This is a genomic window from Streptomyces sp. NBC_01669 (assembly GCF_026339735.1).
Classification (GTDB): Bacteria; Actinomycetota; Actinomycetes; order Streptomycetales; family Streptomycetaceae; genus Streptomyces; species Streptomyces yanii.
Genome location: NZ_JAPEQG010000001.1, coordinates 5912028 through 5929889, shown reverse-complemented (window position 1 = coordinate 5929889; position 17862 = coordinate 5912028). Strand labels below are relative to the sequence as shown.

General features: G+C 71.2%; 14 protein-coding genes. 2 read left to right on the top strand and 12 right to left on the bottom strand.

The annotated features are described in order from the left end of the window. Positions 1 to 84 precede the first annotated feature (84 nt). From OG972_RS26605 to OG972_RS26555, 11 genes are all read right to left on the bottom strand, one after another. Positions 85 to 3150 carry a SpoIIE family protein phosphatase gene (locus OG972_RS26605; protein ID WP_266985517.1) on the bottom strand — a complete coding sequence of 1022 codons (3066 nt, stop codon included), beginning with the start codon at positions 3148 to 3150 and terminating at the stop codon, positions 85 to 87. Between the two features lie 121 nt (positions 3151 to 3271). Then, positions 3272 to 3748, bottom strand: a complete 477-nt coding sequence (locus tag OG972_RS26600) for a phospholipase (RefSeq protein ID WP_266985515.1) — start codon at positions 3746 to 3748, stop codon at positions 3272 to 3274. 197 nt (positions 3749 to 3945) lie between these two features. Next, positions 3946 to 4605 (bottom strand): response regulator transcription factor, encoded by a 660-nt coding sequence (locus tag OG972_RS26595; RefSeq protein ID WP_266985513.1) that lies wholly within the window; start codon positions 4603 to 4605, stop codon positions 3946 to 3948. Beyond that, the gene (locus tag OG972_RS26590) at positions 4578 to 5870 is read right to left on the bottom strand and encodes a sensor histidine kinase (protein WP_266985511.1); all 1293 of its coding nucleotides are present in this window, start codon (positions 5868 to 5870) and stop codon (positions 4578 to 4580) included. The genes OG972_RS26595 and OG972_RS26590 overlap by 28 nt, the downstream gene beginning before the upstream one ends. A 122-nt stretch (positions 5871 to 5992) precedes the next feature. Beyond that, the gene (locus OG972_RS26585; protein ID WP_266985509.1) at positions 5993 to 6451 is read right to left on the bottom strand and encodes a DUF1772 domain-containing protein; all 459 of its coding nucleotides are present in this window, start codon (positions 6449 to 6451) and stop codon (positions 5993 to 5995) included. 110 nt (positions 6452 to 6561) lie between these two features. Further along, entirely contained in the window at positions 6562 to 7383 is an 822-nt protein-coding gene (locus tag OG972_RS26580) for a glycoside hydrolase domain-containing protein (protein WP_266985507.1), read from the bottom strand. A gap of 207 nt (positions 7384 to 7590) precedes the next feature. After that, a complete protein-coding gene (locus OG972_RS26575) occupies positions 7591 to 9141 on the bottom strand; it encodes a von Willebrand factor type A domain-containing protein (protein WP_266990727.1) in 1551 nt (516 codons plus the stop codon). A 203-nt stretch (positions 9142 to 9344) separates the two neighbouring features. Beyond that, positions 9345 to 10220, bottom strand: coding sequence for an ABC transporter permease (locus OG972_RS26570; RefSeq protein WP_266985506.1), 876 nt, complete (start codon positions 10218 to 10220; stop codon positions 9345 to 9347). Next, positions 10217 to 12940, bottom strand: a complete 2724-nt coding sequence (locus tag OG972_RS26565) for an alpha/beta fold hydrolase (RefSeq protein WP_266985505.1) — start codon at positions 12938 to 12940, stop codon at positions 10217 to 10219. The genes OG972_RS26570 and OG972_RS26565 overlap by 4 nt, the downstream gene beginning before the upstream one ends. A gap of 176 nt (positions 12941 to 13116) precedes the next feature. Beyond that, entirely contained in the window at positions 13117 to 13902 is a 786-nt protein-coding gene (locus OG972_RS26560) for a maleylpyruvate isomerase family mycothiol-dependent enzyme (RefSeq protein ID WP_266990725.1), read from the bottom strand. A gap of 122 nt (positions 13903 to 14024) precedes the next feature. After that, a complete protein-coding gene (locus OG972_RS26555) occupies positions 14025 to 14618 on the bottom strand; it encodes a DUF4291 domain-containing protein (RefSeq protein WP_266985504.1) in 594 nt (197 codons plus the stop codon). A 207-nt stretch (positions 14619 to 14825) separates the two neighbouring features. On the opposite strand from OG972_RS26555, the gene OG972_RS26550 reads away from it, so the two are divergent. Next, complete coding sequence (locus OG972_RS26550) at positions 14826 to 15551, top strand: VC0807 family protein (RefSeq protein ID WP_266985502.1); 726 nt, start codon at positions 14826 to 14828, stop codon at positions 15549 to 15551. Between the two features lie 275 nt (positions 15552 to 15826). Continuing rightward, positions 15827 to 16249 (top strand): hypothetical protein, encoded by a 423-nt coding sequence (locus OG972_RS26545; RefSeq protein ID WP_266985500.1) that lies wholly within the window; start codon positions 15827 to 15829, stop codon positions 16247 to 16249. A gap of 106 nt (positions 16250 to 16355) precedes the next feature. Here OG972_RS26545 and mmsA read toward each other — a convergent pair whose 3' ends face one another. Next, positions 16356 to 17855, bottom strand: a complete 1500-nt coding sequence (gene mmsA, locus OG972_RS26540; protein WP_266985498.1) for a CoA-acylating methylmalonate-semialdehyde dehydrogenase — start codon at positions 17853 to 17855, stop codon at positions 16356 to 16358. Positions 17856 to 17862: the final 7 nt, after the last annotated feature.

Sequence of the window (17862 nt, the reverse complement as noted above, 5' to 3'; positions counted from 1 at the left end):
CTCGGCAGGACCGTGGAGAGAGGCGGACCGGCCCTCCGGCGCGCCTGGGGCCGGCCTCACGCCGTCCGAACCGCCGCACGGCGGTCAGGTCACCGGCTGTTCGGTCCAGATGCACTTGCCGGTGGCGGTGTAGCGGGCGCCCCAGCGGTGGGCGAGGGCGGCGACCAGTTGCAGACCGCGGCCGCCCTCGTCGGTCTCCGCCGCATTGCGGATGCGAGGTGTGGACAGGCTGCCGTCGGAGACCTCGCAGATCAGCCTCTCGGCGCGGAGCAGGCGGAGGGCGATGGGGCTTTTGCCGTACCGGACGGCGTTCCCGACCAGCTCGCTGACCAGGAGCTCGGCGGTCATGGCGAGTTCGTCGAGCTCCCAGCCCTCCAGCTGGTCGCGGACATGGTGCCGTGCCTCGCTTGCGGCGATCGGGCCGTCGGGAAGTGTCCAGCTGGCAATGGAGTCGGCCGGTATCGCAAAGGTGCGGGCGACGAGCAGTGCGGCGTCGTCCATGAGCTGGGTGCCCGGCAGCAGCTCGGCCAGGACGTTGTCGCACAGCCGCTCCAGCCCGGGCGAGCTGCCCGCGGCATCGTCCTCCCGTGCGGCGGCCGCCGCACCCGACAGCGCCTTGGTCAGGTGGAGCATGCCCCGGTCGATGTCGCGGGTGGCGGATTCGATCAGTCCGTCCGTGTAGAGCACCAGCAGGCTGCCCTGGGGGAGAACGACCTCCGTGGTCTCGAACGGCGGGCGTGCGGTGCCCAGCGGCGGATCCGGCTGGTGGTCGAGAAACTCGGTGGTGCCGTCCGGATACACGACGGCCGGCGGCGGGTGCCCGGCGGAGCCGAACTTGCACGTGCAGGTGACGGGGTCGTACACCGCGTACAGGCAGGTGGCGTAGAAGTCGTTGCCGAGGTCGTTCACCACCTGGTTGAGGCGGGTGAGGAGTTCGGAGGGCGGGAACTCCAGATCGGCGAGCGTGTGCACAGCGGTCCGCAGCTGCCCCATGGTGGCCGCCTCGGACAGACCGTGTCCCATCACATCGCCGATGACCAGCGCCACCCGGGCGCCGGACAGCGGGATCACGTCGTACCAGTCGCCGCCGACCTCGATGCCCTCGTTGGCGGGCAGATAACGGACGGCGGTACGGACCGAGCACAGCGTCGGAAGCTCGCTCGGCAGAAGTCCCCGCTGGAGCTCCTGGGCCCTCATGTGCTCGGCGTCGAACAACCGGGCGCGCTCGATGGCCTGCGCCATCAGTCCGCTGAGTGTGATGAGCAGAGCCCTTTCCTCTCCGCCGAGACGCCGCGGATCAGTGAAGGAGATGACGCAGCAGCCGACGCAGCGGCCGGAGGCGATCAGCGGCAGGAAGGCCCAGGATGCCTTCTTGGCCTCGGCCGGGCGGTCGGCCATCCGGGGGTAGCGCTCGACGTACTCCTCCGCCGAGTCGATGAAGGTGGCCGTTCTCCTGCGGTACACCTCGTCGAGCGGAGCGATGTCGCCGACCTGTCGTCCGTCGATGTCCCGGAAGAACCTCTCCGGGTATCCGACCTGCCCGGCGACGCGCAGCGTCTCCCCTTCGATGAGGTGGACGACGAGACCGGAGGCGCCGAACGGCGCCATGATCCGCTCGGCGGCGGCGTTCACGACGTCCTGCACCGTCAGGGCCTCGGCAAGGGCACCGGCCAGGGCGGTGATGCGGGCGTTGCGGTCGGCCGTGACGCGTTCCGCCGCGACGGACTCGGCCTCCCGTGACCGCATCTCGGTGACATCGGCGGCGTACACCGTCAGGCCGTCCGGTACCGGGACCAGCCGCATCTGGTACCGACGCCGGTTGACGGGCCACCTCACGTCGAAGCCGACCGGGCTGCCGCGGTCGATGGCCCGCCGGTACGACGCCTGCAGACCGAGTCCCGCGGCGTCGACGCCGATCTCGGCGAATACGTCCCACAGGTTCTGACCGAGCAGCTCATGCGAGGCACCGAGGAGCCGCTCCGCCTCCATGTTGAGGAATGTGATCCGCCACTCGCTGTCGACCGCGAAGAACGCGTCGCTCATGTGCCGCAGCGCGCGGCTGACCGAGTCCCGGGCGATCCGGCTGTCGGTGGTGTCCCACACCGTGCCGACCATGCGGCCGGGGCGTCCGTCCTCCCCCGGCAGGACCCTGCCCCGCGCGCTGACCCAGCGCGTGGTCCCGTCCGGGCGGCGTACCCGGTACTCCACACCGAACACCCGGTGGTTACGGATCGCCTGCTCGATCTCGACCAGGAGCCACGGCAAGTCGTCGGGGTGGACCAGCTCGCTCCAGGTGTCGAAGCGCTGATTCGGGGACTGCCCCGCCATACCGAGGATGGCGAGCGTCGACTCGTCCCACAGCTGCTCCCCGGTGGCCAGGTCCCATTCCCAGGAACCGACCTTGATCGCTTCCAGCGCCTGCCGGAGCCGGGTGACGGGTGGCTCCTTCCCCGGCCGCCCAGGGTCGATCCAGCCCCAGCCCATCGAGGGCTCCCGCAGCCGCAGGGCCGCCCAGGCGGCGAGTGTCTCGACGGCCGACCGCTGCTGCGGCGTGGGCCGCCCCTCGCCGACGGTGAGCACGGACAGCGCGCCCATGACCCCGTCCGGCGTGAGGAGCGGAACGGCCAGCAGCCCGCTGCCTGCGGGCAGCGCGGAGAGCGGCGACCAGGGGGCGGCGGCGTGGGGGTGGTGGCCGAGGGGGCTGTCGGGGCCCCGGCCGTCGCGCTGTGCGCTGTCGTCCGCACTGCTTGCGCCGCCGCCCGCACCGCCCTCTCCGGCGCGTTCTGTACCGCCCCCTGTGCTGCGCGGGGTCACGGAGACCTCGGGGAGGCTGAGGCTCTGCCCGCCCAGAGCGGACATCCACACCGAGGCGCCACCGGCCACCGCGCGCGCCGGCGCGGTGTCGCCGTCCACCTCGATCTCTTCCCAGTCCTGGGCCACGGTGCGGACGATCCCGCTGGTCGCCATCAGCAGCAGCCCCCGGTCCCTGGGACCCCTCACATGGACCATTCCGCCCAGTCCGTCGGCCTCCGTCACCGCGTGCTCCAGGGCGAATCCGAGCAAATCGACTCCTCCCAGCCCAACCCCCGCTTCGATGATCATCCGAAGCCGTGCCACACCGGCCTTGTCCATGAGGAGCTGCTCAGCCATCGCTCGCTTCCTTCCGCGAACCCGCGTAGGACACAGGGCGCCCGGAATGAGTAATATTGCCCACTTAATTGTACGTACGGGTACGGCCGAGCGAATGTGCAGGCGATTACCGCGGGACTGGCTACGCGGCGTCCACCACCGCCGTGAAGCCGAGCTTGTCGACCGCTTGGTAATAGGTCCAGGCCGTCGCGTCGCACGAGGCCTTCTTGACGCCCGAATATGCCGCGCAGACCCTCTTCAGGTCGGCGTAGAAGGCGCTGTCGATCCGGGCCTTGTTGGCGCTGAAGGTGCCGGCCGCCTTGTAGTTGCGGTAGCCGAAGTCGTGGCGGACACAGGAGTTGGCGAAGGGGAAGCCGAAGGGGTTGTCCGGCGAGGTGGAGCAGTAGTCGGTCGACCAGTCGAATCCGTACGCACTCCATGCGCTCCGGTTGCCTCTGGCCGCGAAGAACGCCTGGTAGCTGCTTGCGCTCGTCTGGGTCCAGCCGCTGAGAACCTGCGGCTTGTCGGCGGGCGCGGCGGTGGCGTCGGCGGCGGGGAGAAGTGCGGCGGACAGGGCGAGGGCAGCGGTGGCCAGAGGGACGGTGATGCGTCGGCGCATGGGGAAGCTCCTTGGTGAGGGAACGCGACTGTCCCGGTGGTCTTCGCTCGGGACGGGCACAGCATCCGGCAGCGAACTGTCGCGGATGTATACGGGAGCTGTATGCCCTGCACACAGAGGTATATCGACTACCGCACGGGGCGGTTGACGCTGCATCACTTCCAGCGCTGTCGCACGGGCGGCCACGGGAAGGGGAGTTATGCGCGGAGGAACGCCAGCACCGCCAGCACCCTGCGGTGTGTCTCGTCGGCCGGCGGCAGGTCCAGCTTGGCGAGGATGTTGCCGATGTGCTTGCCGACCGCGGCTTCGGAGACCACCAGGTCGCGGGCGATCGCGCCGTTCGACCTGCCCTGGGCGACCAGGGCGAGCACTTCCCGTTCGCGTGCGGTGAGCCGCTCCAGCGGATCGCGGCGGCGGCGCAGGAGTTGGCGTACGACCTCCGGGTCGACGACGGTGCCGCCGTCGGCGACCTCCCGCAGGGCGTCGATGAACTCCTCGATCTGGCCGACCCGGTCCTTGAGCAGATAGCCGACACCGGATCCGTCTCCTGAGTCCAGGAGTTCGGCGGCGTACGTCCGCTGCACGTACTGGCTGAGCACCAGCACCGGCAGAGCGGGCTGCTTCTCGCGGAGTTCCACCGCCGCGCGCAGTCCTTCGTCCTGGAGACCGGGCGGCATCCGGACGTCGGTCACGACGACGTCCGGAGTGTGTGCGGCGACGGCCGCGAGGAGCGCTTCCGCGTCGCCGACGGCGGCGACGACCTCGTGGCCGCAGCGGGTGAGCAGTCCGATGAGACCTTCACGGAGCAGCACGCTGTCCTCGGCCAGCACTACGCGGAGCGATCGGTCCACTCGCAAGGAATCTCCACACGCAACAGGGTCGGGCCGCCGAGCGGGCTGGACAGCGCAAGTCTGCCATCCAGCACGGAGACCCGGTCGGCGAGACCGGTCAGCCCGGTTCCTTCGCCACCGGTGCGCGCACCGCCCCGCCCGTCGTCGCGGATCTCCAGGAAGAGCCGGCCCGCGGCGTGGCCGCCGGTCACCTCGGCGCGGCTCGCACCGCTGTGCCTGGCGACGTTGGCGAGTGCCTCGCAGACCACGAAGTACGCGGCCGCCTCGACGGCCTCGGGGAACCGGCCGGGTAGCGCCAGTTCCAGGTCGACGGGGGTCACGGACCGGTCGGCCGCGTCGGAGACGGCGGCTTCCCGGCCGTAGTCGGCAAGGACCTTGGGATGGATGCCGTGAATCAGTTCGCGCAGTTCGGCCAGTGCCTGACCGGCCTCCTGGTGGGCCTTGGCCAACTGGTCGGCGAGGGGGCCGGGCGGCGCGTCGAGGCGGGCGAGTCCCAGGGTCATGGTGAGCGCGACGATCCGCTGCTGGGCGCCGTCGTGGAGATCGCGTTCGATGCGGCGCCGTTCCGCCTCGAAGGCGTCGACCAACCGGACTCGGGAGCGGGTGAGTTCGGTGACCCTGTCCCCCATGTCGTCGCCCCTGTCGGCGATGAGGAGGCGGGCCAGTCCGGCTCTCGCCCCGGCCAGCAGGCCCAGCGCGTAGCAGCCGAGCGCGAGGAGGACGAGGCCGAGCGCAGCGGTGGCGAAGGCTTCGGGCCAGGTGGTGACCGTCCACTGCTTCACCACGCGGGCCTCTTCGCCGTTCCCGTACACCTGCATCACCGCGGGGGTGGACATCAGCGCCAGTGGGACGGCCACGCACACACCCAGCGCGAGGGCGTCGAGCGGCCACAGGACCACAGCCCAGAGCAGCGTGTACCCGAGTTCCCGCCAGGTCGCCGGCTCCCGGTAACGGAACACCAGCCAGCTCCACAGCCCGGGTTCGGCCGGGCGGCGGTGCGGGCCGGGCGCCGGGGTCCGGTTCATCAGGCGGAGCCGTACCCGCTCCAGGGACCCCACCGGGATCCCCGCGAGGGCCGTCAGCGCGAGCAGCGGCAGCCCGATCACCACGAGGGTGAGCGCACCGCCGAGCAGCACGCCGAGCGTGATCACGAACAGCACCACGAGGCCTGCCGCAGCTCCGCTCAGCAGGTATCCGGCCGACCGCCAGGGCCACGACGACAGCAGATAGCGGGGTCCCGGCAGGGCCTGCCACACGTTCCGAGGGCGCATGGCCCCACCGTAGAAGACGCTGTTCCGCCGGAACCATCCGTACTGCCGGAGTCCCGGGGGTAGGGCTGGACCCACCCCCGGGACTCTCAGCGGTTGAAGGGGTCCTCCACCTGGCCCAAGGGCTACACCGCGGCAGCGACCAGCAGCGCGAATGCCGCTGCCGAGAGCACGGTGCGGATCCGGTGGAGGGCGGTCCAGCGGGACTCGAATGCCTGGCGGGCCGTGCTGTCGTCGCCGCCCTCGGCCGCCGCGAGCGCCGAGTTGAGCGGGATGTTTCCGCTCACGGTGACAAGGTGGCTGAGCGCCGCGCAGACCAGCCCGCCTGCGACGAGTCCCCGCTCGGCGGAGGTCCGGCCGTCGACGGGGACGACGAGCGCGGCGACCGGGAAGGCGATCACCCCGAGGAAGAGGACGAGGAACACCGGCCCCGGCACCTTCTCGTTGAAGCGGCGCATCGCGGCGGTGAACTGGTCGTCCGGCAACAGCTTCAGGCCGGGCATGATCCCGGTCGTGAAGCACACCAGGAAGCCGGCGTAGAGGCCGGTGGTGACGGCGGCGAGCGCGAGCAGCAGAGAGGCCATGGCGCACATCATGGCGCGGCGGGGCGGGTCGTGCGGCACCCTTTCACCAAGGCGCCGCTGCCCGTCCCGCCCCCTGCCCCCGTCCGCCCCCGCTTCACGTCCGCCGGGCGCTACTTGGCGACGACGGCCACCGGCGCGTCCCACGCGTCGCGGTCGATGGTGAGGGTGGCCCCGTCGTGGGTCACCTTCTTGTTGACCGCGTACTGGTGGCCGCGGCGGTGCCCGGTCCACAGGGTCTTGTCGTACGGGAATCCGGTGGTCGTGGAGTAGATGTCGTCGTACCGGGCGTACCAGAGGATCTCCGGCAGGTCGGTGCGCGTCGCGGCCTTGGCGACGACGGCGGCGCTGGAGTTGCTGAAGCCGTAGAAGCCGGTCCAGTACCCCTTGGCGTGGACCGTCTTGTCCCAGGAGCGGATGTAGGCGAGGACGGTGTTCACGCAGGACGTGTTGGTGGGGTCGAAGTACTCCATGTCCAGGTAGACCGGGCTGCCGGTCCTCATCCCCAGCGCGGACGCCTTGGCCACCGCGTCGGCGCCGTCGGTGGCGCCCAGCGCGGTGGCGTTGGCGGCGGTCATCTTCTCGGGGTTGTTGCTGGTCTGGCACGGCGGCTGCGCGCCGACGTACAGCGGGATCAGCTTCCAGCCCCCGGCACTCACGGACTTCACCCAGGACGGGGTGAGCTGGGGCTGGGCGCACCCGCGGTTCTTCCCGCCGATGTACACCGCGGCAGCCCGGTACACCGAGGTGGCCCGCCACTTCTGCATGGTGGTGAGCGTCGGTGCGGTGCAGGTGTCGAAGGCGTGGCCGGTGAAGACGGTCGGCGCGGGCCGGGTGACGGTGGTCGCGGTGGCCGCCTCTGCGGCGAACGCCGCACCGGCCAGCACGCCCACCCCGGCCAGCGCCATTCCTATCCGGCGACGCTTCTTCGACATGCGGTGATTCGACACGGAGACCTCGACGATGAGTACGGGGACGACAAGGGACGAGACGGAGCCGGCTGGACACTGCGTCAACAGGCGACTCGGAAGCAGCAAACCTTCTCATACGGAGATCTGAGATCGACCGTATGAGCGGTTCCCTTGCCCAAACCTGAGCCAACTCTGAGACTTCCTTGACCGAATCCGGTGCCCCCGGCCGGGTCAGCCCATCTCGCCCTCCTGCTCGCCCCCGCCGCCAGGCCCCCTGTCGTCGCCCCGGAGCCGGTCCGCCTGCGCGATCGCCGTCGCCAGCTTCCGTACCGAACTGTCCTCCGTGCCGGCCGCCAACGCCGATGCCCGGGTGGAGAGTTCACCGAGCCCCGGCTGACCCGGCAGTGTGCCGCCGCGCAGTTCCTCCGCGAAGTACGCCGCCACCGCGGCCACCTGGAGCCGCTTGTTGCCGTCGTCGCTCCACAGGCTGCCGTCGATCGCATCGGTCCCGACCGTGCCCGACTGCTCGTGCGGCGCCCGTGTCTTCGGGTCCAGCCAGCGCACCGTCGCGGTCGCCACATGTCCTGCGGCGCCGTCCCGGAGCCGTACGGCATAGAGCGCGGTCACCGTGTGCCCGGGGCCGACCTCGCCGCCGTCCACGCTGTCGTCGCGGAAGTCGCCGTCGGCCACCTTTCGGTTCTCGTACCCGATGAGCTTGAACTGCTTCACGTTCTTCGGGTCGAAGGCGACCTGCGCCTTGGCGTCGCGGGCCCGCAGCTCGATGTGGGCGGGAAGCTGGTCGACGAAGACCTTGCGGGCCTGGGTCTCGTCGCCGATGTAGGTGGTGTGGCCGTCGCCCTTGTCGGTGAGGCGTTCCATCAGCGCGTCCCCGTAGTCACTGCCGACGCCGACGCCGAAGAGGGTGATGCCGTACTCACGGCGGGCGTCGTCGATCCGTTCGAGGATGGCGTCGGCATCGGTCTCGCCGGTGTTGGCGAGGGCGTCGGAGAGCAGGACGACCCGGTTGTTCGCGCCCGCACGGTGACCGGCGACCGCCTCTTCGTAACCGCGCCGGACACCCGCTTCCACATTGGTGGAGTCGGTGGGTTCCATGGAGTCGACGGCGTCACGGATCTTTCCGCGGTGGTCCCGCAGCCGGGTCATCGGCACCAGGGTCTTCGCCTTGTCGCTGAAGGTGACCAGGGAAACGGAGTCGTCGTCGCGGAGTTCGTCGGTGAGGATCGAGAGGGACTCCTTCACCAGGTCGAGGCGGCCGGTCCCGGCCATGGAGCCGGAGATGTCGACGACGAAGGTCAGCGCGGCGGGCGGGCGTTCGCCGTCTTCGTCCGCGACACGGGTGGCCAGACCGACCCGTACGAGCGACCAGTCACCGGAGCCTTCGCCCGTACGTGCCCCGTCGACCGTCACCGAGAATCCGTTGCCGGCCGGCCGCCGGTAGCCCTGGCGGAAGCTGTTGACGAACTCCTCGGGCCGTACGGTCTCCGCCCCCGGCAACTCGCCGTCGCCGAGCTTGCGGCGCGCGTACCCGTAACTGGCGGTGTCCACGTCCAGTGCGAACGTGGAGAGATAGTCCGGCGCCACGGGCTTCTCCGGCCTGTCCTCCGCCTTCTGCGAGGCGTCGTCCTCGGCGCCGGGCGCGGGCGCGGGGACGACCTGGCCGCCCCCGCTCGTCCCTTGCGGACCGTCGGCACGTTTGGCGGACGAGTTGTACCCGCTTTCCCCCGCCCCGCAGCCGGTGAGCAGCGCCCCACCCGCAAGCATCCCGGTCGCCAGCACCAGGCCGAGCGTCCTTCGATACGTCCGGCCATGCGTCCGGTTTTTCATCCCGTACCCCCAACCATCGCGTCAGCACTTGTGAATGTGACGTTCGGGGTGGCTCCGGGGAGCAGACGAAGACGTTGCGGAACAGTCTCGATGCGGCAACGGCGGGCAGAAACGGCGCGAACCGCCGCGGAACATCAACGTCAGGACACGATGTCCTTACGACTGAACCCGCGGAACGCGAAAGCGAAAAGGATCAGGGCGTACGTCACCGAGATCGCCGCCCCCTTCGCCATGCCACCCCACTCCAGGTCCGGCTGGAGCGCGTCCGCCCAGGCGAACTGCCAGTGCGCGGGCAGGAAGTCGCGCCAGGAGCCGAGCGCGGTGACAGCGTCCAGCACATTGCCGACGATGGTCAGCCCGACCGCACCGCCGACCGCGCCCAGCGGGGCGTCGGTCTTCGTCGACAGCCAGAACGCCAGCCCGGCAGTGACCAGTTGGGAGACGAAGATGAAGGCGACGACGAGGGCGAGCCGCGGCACGGTGTCGCCGGTCGCGAGCGCACCCCCGGTGGGGAGTTCGAGCGGCCCCCAGCCGTACGCCGCCGCTCCCGCGGCCAGCGCGACGAGCGGCAGCAGCACCATCGCGGCCAGGCTGAAGCCGAGCGCCACGACGAGTTTGCTCCACAGCAGCCTGGCCCGTGGCACGGGTGCGGCGAGCAGGTAGCGCAGCGAGGACCAGCCGGCCTCCGAGGCGACGGTGTCCCCGCAGAACAGTGCCACCGGCACCACGAGCAGGAACCCGGCCGAGACGAACAGGCAGGTCGCGGCGAAGTTCGCGGCGGACGCGGTCGCGGTGTCCATCAGCGTGAGCCGGTCACCGCCGCCCCGGGAGCCCGGGGTACCGCCGATCGCGAAGGCGGTGATCAGGATGAACGGCAGCGCCGCCAGCACCCCGCCCATCAGCAGAGTGCGCCGCCTGCGCAGCTGCCGAACCGCCTCGACACGCAGCGGCAGGGTGCGCCGGGCCAGGTAGCCGGGCGCCTCGGCGGCGTGGGTGACATCGACTGCGGCACTCATGCGGAGCCTCCGGAGATCAGAGTGAGGAACGCGTCCTCCAGGCGACGGTGCGGCCCGACCCCCGTCAACGGCACGTCCAGCCGGACCAGTTCGGCGATCAGCCGGGAGGAGTTCGCGCCGTCGAGCCGGACGAGCAGGCCCAGCCCGTCGTCCGTACGGACGGCCGAGCCGATCCCGGGCAGTGCGGCGATCTTCTCCACGAGCGGTTCGGCGATCTCCTCGGCGACGGTGACGAGCAGCATGTCGCCCGAGCCGGTGATCTCGGCGACCGGTCCGGCCTGCACGAGTCGGCCCCGGTCCATGACCACCAGGTGGGTGCAGGACTGCTCGACCTCGGAGAGGAGATGGCTGGAGACGATGACGGTCCGGCCCCCGGCCGCGTAGCGGATCATCACGTCCCGCATCTCGCGGATCTGGGGCGGGTCGAGCCCGTTGGTCGGCTCGTCGAGGATGAGGAGGTCCGGCATGCCGAGCATGGCCTGGGCGATCGCGAGCCGCTGCCGCATGCCCTGGGAGTACGTACGCACGGCGCGGGCCAGCGCGTCACCGAGCCCTGCGATCTCCAGGGCCTCCTCGATGTGCGAGTCCCCGGCGGGGCGTCCGGTGGCCTGCCAGTACAGCTCCAGGTTGGCGCGCCCGGACAGGTGCGGCAGGAATCCGGCGCCCTCGACGAACGAGCCGACCCGGGACAGTACGGGCGCGCCCGGCCGGATGGCATTCCCGAAGACGCGGATCTCGCCGTCGTCGGGCGTGATGAGCCCCATCAGCATGCGGAGCGTGGTGGTCTTGCCCGCGCCGTTGGGCCCGAGGAGTCCGAGGACCTGGCCCTTCTCCACACGGAAGGAGAGGTCCTTCACGGCGTACCGGTCGGCGGACTTGGCGTACTTCTTCGACAGTCCGGTGATCTGGAGGGGGACCTCGGCGAGCACCGGGTCGGGGGCGGGGGTCGCGGTACGCCGCCGTGCGGTGAGCAGCAGGGCGAGAGCGATGACGGCGGCCGCCGCCGGGAGCCCCCAGGTCCACCACGGCAGGGCGGCCGATGCCGTCTTCACCGCGGGAGCGGTGGGGACGGTCAGCGGGCCGGCGAGGGAGACGCTGTACGTGGTCGGCTCGGCCGGTGAGGCGTAGCCGAGGTCCGTGGCGGAGAGGACGAGCCGGAGCCGGTGTCCGGCGTCGAGTGCGTGGTCGACGGCGGGCAGGGTCAGCTCGACGGTCTTGTTCTGCCGCTCCGGCGTGATCCGGTAGGGGGCGACGAGCTGGGCGGGCAGCACCTGCTGCTTCCCGTCCGGCGAGACGTCGTACACCTTGCCGAACAGGACCGCGTCGCCCTGCCCGGCCGTCACCTTCACGCGGACGGTGGGCGATCCGGTGATGCGCATCGACGTATCGAGCGGTGCGGAGTCGAAGCGGGCGTACTGGCCGGGGAAGTCGATCGACAGACCGACGCCGAGGGACGAGAGCTGGGCGATGCCGCCGCCGACCCCCGGGACGGCGGAGATGGCGGGCGGGTTGGCACCGGCGGGGTTGCGGAAGGTCTGCGTCCGACGGTCCGCGGATCCACCGCTCCGCCCGCCACTCGCCGGTGTACCCGCGCCCGCGATGCCCGGCCCGTCGCTCGTCGCGGTCAGCGCGATCTGCCGGTCGCCGCTGGACAGCCCGGGATACGTGTCGCTGCTTGCCCCGCGCTGGAGCGCCGCCCCGTCCGTGGAGTCGATGCCTCCGGTCCGAGTGACGCGGAAGGCGGGCCCGGTGCCGGCGCCCTTGTCCTCCTTCAGATAGCGGTCGAACCAGGCCCCGATCCGGTTCTCGACCCGCCCGCTCTCCATGTCCCCGCCGTCGTGCCCGCCCGCGATCCAGTCGACGGCGACGGGTGCGCCGTTCCCACTGATGGTCCGCGCCATGGCATCGGCCTGGCCGAGGGGGAAGAGGGAGTCGGTCTGCCCCTGCACGATGAGCGCGGGCACCTTGATGCGGTCGCCGACGGCGCTCGGCGACCGTTCACTGAGCAGCGCACGCGCGGCGGCGTCCGGCTTCCCGGAGACGGCGACCCGTTCGTACATGGCACAGAGCTGCTTCTCGAACTTCTCGCAACCGCCGCCCGAGGTGACGAAGATCCCGGCCCAGAGCTTCTTGAAGACCCCGTCGGGGAAGAGCGCGTCGGCGAGGTTCCAGTACGTGATCACCGGCGCGATGGCATCGACGCGCCGGTCGTATCCGGCAGCGAGGAGCGAGACCGCGCCACCGTACGAGGCGCCCGTGACGCCGACCCGCGGGTCGCCCTTCGCGTCCAGCTGCACCTCGGGCCGCCGGGCCAGCCAGTCGATCAGCCCGGACACGTCCTTGACCTCGCGGTCGGGCGCGTTGAGCGAGATCTCCCCGCCGGACTTCCCGAATCCGCGGGCGGACCAGGTCATGACGGCGTACCCGGCACCGGCCAGCTCCTCCGCCTGCGCCCGCACATCGTCCTTGGAACCTCCGAAGCCGTGCCCGATCAGCACGGCGGGCCGTCGCTCCGAACCGCCGGACGTGAAGTACGAGGTGTCGAGGGACACCCCGTCGATCCGCATCGTCCGGTCCTCGCGGTGCACGGCGGGCGCACGGTCGTCGGCCACCGCGGTCCAGGTGCCGGCACCCGCGAGCACGACGAGTGCGGCCACGGCCGCCGCCCACCGGCTGCGCTTACGGGTCCACCGGCGCCATCGGGAGTCAGGGGTCTGCATGTGTCGACCCTAAGCGCACGGCCCTCGCGCCCAGGCTGCCGCGAGGGGGAACTGTCCGGCCTCCTTCCGGCGTACGGCGCTCCCCCGCCGTACTCCGTACGCGGTATGCCCGCGCGTGCCGGCCGCCTCCGACGCCACGGCCCTCGCCGGGCTGACGGGCCGTGAGCTCGGCTGCCTCAGGGAGCCGTGAACAAGGTCGGGAAGCGGGGTGCGAGCCAGGGCTTGCGACCCCAGGTGAGCACGCGGCCGCGGGCGATGGCGCCCCGGGGATCGCAGCGGCCGAGTGCGATCAGCAGGAACGTGACCGGCTCGATGAGGATCGTGCAGTCCGGGCGACTCACCGGCCCGCGCTCGACGGTCACCGCACCGTCGGTGACGATCACCCCGAACCGCGAGCCGCCGCGCAGACGGATGTCGAAGCGGGCGGTCAGCCCGGCGGATGCGGCGGAGACGACCCGTGGCATGACCGTGAGCATGAAGGGCATCGACAGCTCGACCCGGGTGCGGTCAAGCATGTGCGGACGGCCGAGCGCGCGGGCGAGATCGTAGCCGTGGCCGAGCATGTGGGTGAGCAGGTACGAGCCGAGCGCGGCGAGATCCATCGAGCCCAGCGGCGTCTCCACCGACCCGTCCGGCGCTCGGTGTTCCGCGGCCCGGAGGAAGGCGGCCGCCTGCGCCACGATCATTGCGGCCAGCGGATCCGCCCCACGCTCCTCGAACCCGGCGAGGGCGCGCTCGTTGGCCGCCGCCAGGCTCTGCGGCGTGCCGTCGCCGTAGCTGCGCTCGTGGCCCGCGGCGACCTCCGCCATCAGCTCGTTGGCCTGCGCCAGATGGGCTGCCGCCTCACCGAGCGTCCACTCGGATCCGGGGACGGGCACGCTCGTGTCCGTGCGGCCGCGCAGCAGCGCCGCTATCTCCTCGGCGGTGTCGCGTATCGCCTCGGCGAGCCCTTCGGGAAGCATGTCGTGCCGCTCCCGGGCAGGCGTGGGTTCCACGGCTGTCTCCCCTCGTCCCTCTTCCCTGACCGGTCTCCGCGTTCGGGGCCCGGTGGACACGTGCAGAATGCCAGGTCGCGCAGGTCGGGTCAGCCCCTGGGCGGCGTCGCGTCCGTCCTGTACGGCAACTCGGCCGGCAGCAGAGCCCTCGCCTCGTCGAGCCGGCCCGCCCGCACATGGCCGTGGATCTCCCGGGCGAGCGGGGTGACGTCGCGGATCGAGACCGTCCACTCGTCCGCGTACCGCCGCGCCGCTTCTGCGCCGAGCCCCAGCTGCAGGGAGCGGTACGGGAGCGGGTTCAGCCGGAGGTCGCGTTCGGGGTCCCACTGGACGCGGGCCGGGGAACGGCGCAGGCTGCGCTGCCAGGTGGCCCGGTCCGGGTGAACTCCCCTCACGTAGTGCGAGAGTTCGGCATGGTTCAGGGCCCAGGCGAAGCCCTCGCGGGTGATCTCCACCGCCAGGACGGTCTCCTGGCCCTCCTTCGTGCCCCAGCCGCAGCGGTACATCATCCACAGGAAGCTGGGCTTGATCCACGTCATGCGGTCGCGCTTCCAGACGTCCGGGAAGCGCCCGTCGCGCACGGCGGGCCGGCCGATGAGCGGTGAGTACGCCTGGTAGATGGTGACGGTCGTGTCCGTGTACTGGGCGCGGATCTCGTGCTGTGGCCTGGTCGGGGCGGTCATTCCCCCATCACAACACCGGGCCGGCCGACGAGGCGAGCGAGTTACGGGCGCCGCGAAAGGCCCCGGGCCGTCATCGGCAGGGGCTGACATTCGTCATACGTACCTCGGTACACGCGGCTCTGCCGGGCACCGGGCCCCGGCGGCCAGTCTGTACGTACCGAGAGCGGGGCCGCGAAGGCGTCCGCCGATACGGGAGAGGAACCCGTCATGAGCAGCCCGGCCGCCACAGCCACCGCCCCTGTCGCAGATGCTCCGGTCGCCGCCCCGTCCGCTCCCCGCAGCGCGCTGCTCAACAATGTGCTGCCGCTGCTCGTGGATGTGGGCGTGCCGCTCGTCTCGTACTACGCGCTGAAGGCGGCGGGCACGGGGACGTTCGCGGCGCTGGCCTGGAGCAGCGTGGTGCCGGTCGTCCGGACCGTGTGGGGGGTGGCGCGCAGGCGCCGGTTCAATGGGCTGGCGGCGCTGATGGTGACGGTCAACGTGGTCGGACTGCTGACGAGCCTGATGGTCGGTGACCCGCGGCTGATGCTCGCCAAGGACAGCGGGGTGAGCAGCATCATCGGGCTCGTCGTCCTGGTCACCGCGTGGAGGGGGCAGCCGATGATGAGCGCGGCGGTGCGGCCGTGGCTGGTCAAGGGTGAGGCGGCCAAGGACACCGCATGGCAGCGGCTGTCCGCGGAGTCGGCGGCGTTCCGGCGGGCGGAAGCGCGGTTCTCGGCGGTGTGGGGTGCGGCGCTGCTGGGTGAGTGTGTGGTGCGGACGGTGGGGGCGTACACCGTGCCGGTCGAGACGATGGTGTGGCTCGGCACGGTGATCATGGTGGCGACGATGGTGCTCGCGTTCCTGGTCTCGGGCCGGGTGGGCGCCGTTCCGATGGCGCGGATGATCGCCGAGGCGGTCCCTGCCGAGAGGGCCGCGGACGCCGCACGGTGACGCCGTGAGCCGAAGGGGGGAGCCGTCGCGGCTCCCCCTTCGGCTTTCCGGGCTCGGCACCGATCCGGCACAGGTGGTGGGTCGCTGAGCGGCCGACGGGACGACCGGCCATTACCCGGGAGGTAATTGAGCGCCTCCGCCCTCCGTCCATACCGTCCCTGTACGGGCGTGCGTTCCACCGGGAACGACGCCGTCCGGGGCCCTCCTGCCTCGGCCGCGCGGACCGGCGGCGGCTTGTTGCCCGCGTGACCGCATGACAACGAAAGGAAGACCTCATGATGTCGTCCCAGAACGTGGGTACGGTCCCGTCGACGGGTGCCGCCCGTTCCGATGGCCTTCTCCGCCTGGCCCTCGTGGCGGACGTGGTCCTCACCGGTGCGAACGGCATCGGCTACCTCGCGCTGGCCACGGTCCTGGACTCGTTCCTCGGCGTGCCTCCGTCCGTGCAGTACGCGGTGGGCGTGTTCCTCACCGTGTACGCCCTGTGGGTGCTGACCGTCTCCCGTCAGGAGCGCATCAGCCGCGGCGCGGTCGCCGTCGTCATCGGCCTGAACGTGGCCTGGGCCGTGGCAAGTGTCGTGACCGTGCTCGTGGACGCGCTGACGGCGACGGGCGCCGGCAACGGGTGGATCGTGTTCCAGGGCCTGACGGTGGCGGCCATGGGTGCGCTCCAGTACGTGGGCCTGCGGCGCATGTGAGAGCGGGCCGGGCAGCCGGATACGGCTTCCGTGCATGCCGACGGCCCGTACGGATACAGCTTCCGTACGGGCCGTCGGCGCGGAAGAGCGGCGGAACCGGTGGCGATCAGTGGTTGCGCGGGAAGCCCAGGTCCACGCCCGCCGGGGCGTCCGCCGGGTCCGGCCAGCGGGTGGTGACGACCTTGCCACGGGTGTAGAAGTGCACGCCATCGTTGCCGTAGATGTGGTGGTCGCCGAAGAGCGAGTCCTTCCAGCCGCCGAAGGAGTGGTAGCCCACCGGCACCGGGATCGGCACGTTGACGCCGACCATGCCGGCCTCGATCTCCAACTGGAAGCGGCGGGCGGCGCCGCCGTCGCGCGTGAAGATCGCGGTGCCGTTGCCGAACGGCGAGGCGTTCATGAGGGCGACGCCCTCCTCGTACGTCTCGGTGCGCAGAACGCAGAGCACCGGGCCGAAGATCTCGTCCTTGTAGGCGTCCGAGTCGGTGGACACGTGGTCGAGGAGGGAGAGGCCGATCCAGTGGCCGCCCTCGAAGCCGTCGACGGTGTGGCCGGTGCCGTCGAGGACGACCTGGGCGCCCTGGGCCGCCGCGCCGGTGACGTACGAGGCGACCTTGTCGCGGTGGGCCGCGGTGATCAGCGGACCCATCTCGGACGTCGGGTCGTTGCCGGGACCGATCTTGATCTTCTCGGCCCGCTCCTTGATCTTGGCGACGAGCTCGTCACCGATGGCGCCCACCGCGACAACCGCGGAGATCGCCATGCAGCGCTCACCGGCGGAGCCGTAGGCGGCGGAGACCGCGGCGTCGGCGGCGGCGTCGAGGTCCGCGTCGGGCAGGACCAGCATGTGGTTCTTCGCACCGCCGAGCGCCTGGACGCGCTTGCCGTTGGCGGAGGCGGTGGTGTGGATGTAGCGGGCGATCGGGGTCGAGCCGACGAAGGAGACCGCGGCGACGTCCGGGTGGTTCAGCAGCCCGTCGACCGCGACCTTGTCGCCGTGCAGGACGTTCAGTACGCCGTCCGGCAGACCGGCCTCGGCGGCCAGCTCGGCCAGCAGGTTGGCGGCCGACGGGTCCTTCTCGCTGGGCTTGAGGACGAACGTGTTGCCGCACGCGATGGCCAGCGGGAACATCCACATCGGCACCATGGCCGGGAAGTTGAACGGCGTGATGCCCGCGACGACACCGAGCGACTGACGGATCGAGGAGACGTCGACCCGGCTGGAGACCTGGGTGGACAGCTCGCCCTTGAGCTGGGTCGTGATGCCGCAGGCCAGCTCGACGATCTCCAGACCGCGGGCGACCTCGCCGAGCGCATCGGAGTGCACCTTGCCGTGCTCGGCGGTGATCAGCGCGGCGATGTCGTCGCGGTGGGCGTCGAGCAGCGCGCGGTAGCGGAAGAGGACGGCGGTGCGGGCGGCCAGCGACGACGTGCCCCACGTGGCGTACGCGTCCTTCGCTGCGGCGACCGCGGCGTCGACCTCTTCGAGGGAGGCGAGCGCGACCTGGGTGGTGACGGCGCCGGTGGCCGGGTCGGTGACCGGGCCGTAGTTGCCCGACGTGCCCTCGACGGTCTTGCCACCGATCCAGTGGTTGACAGTCTTCATTACGAAA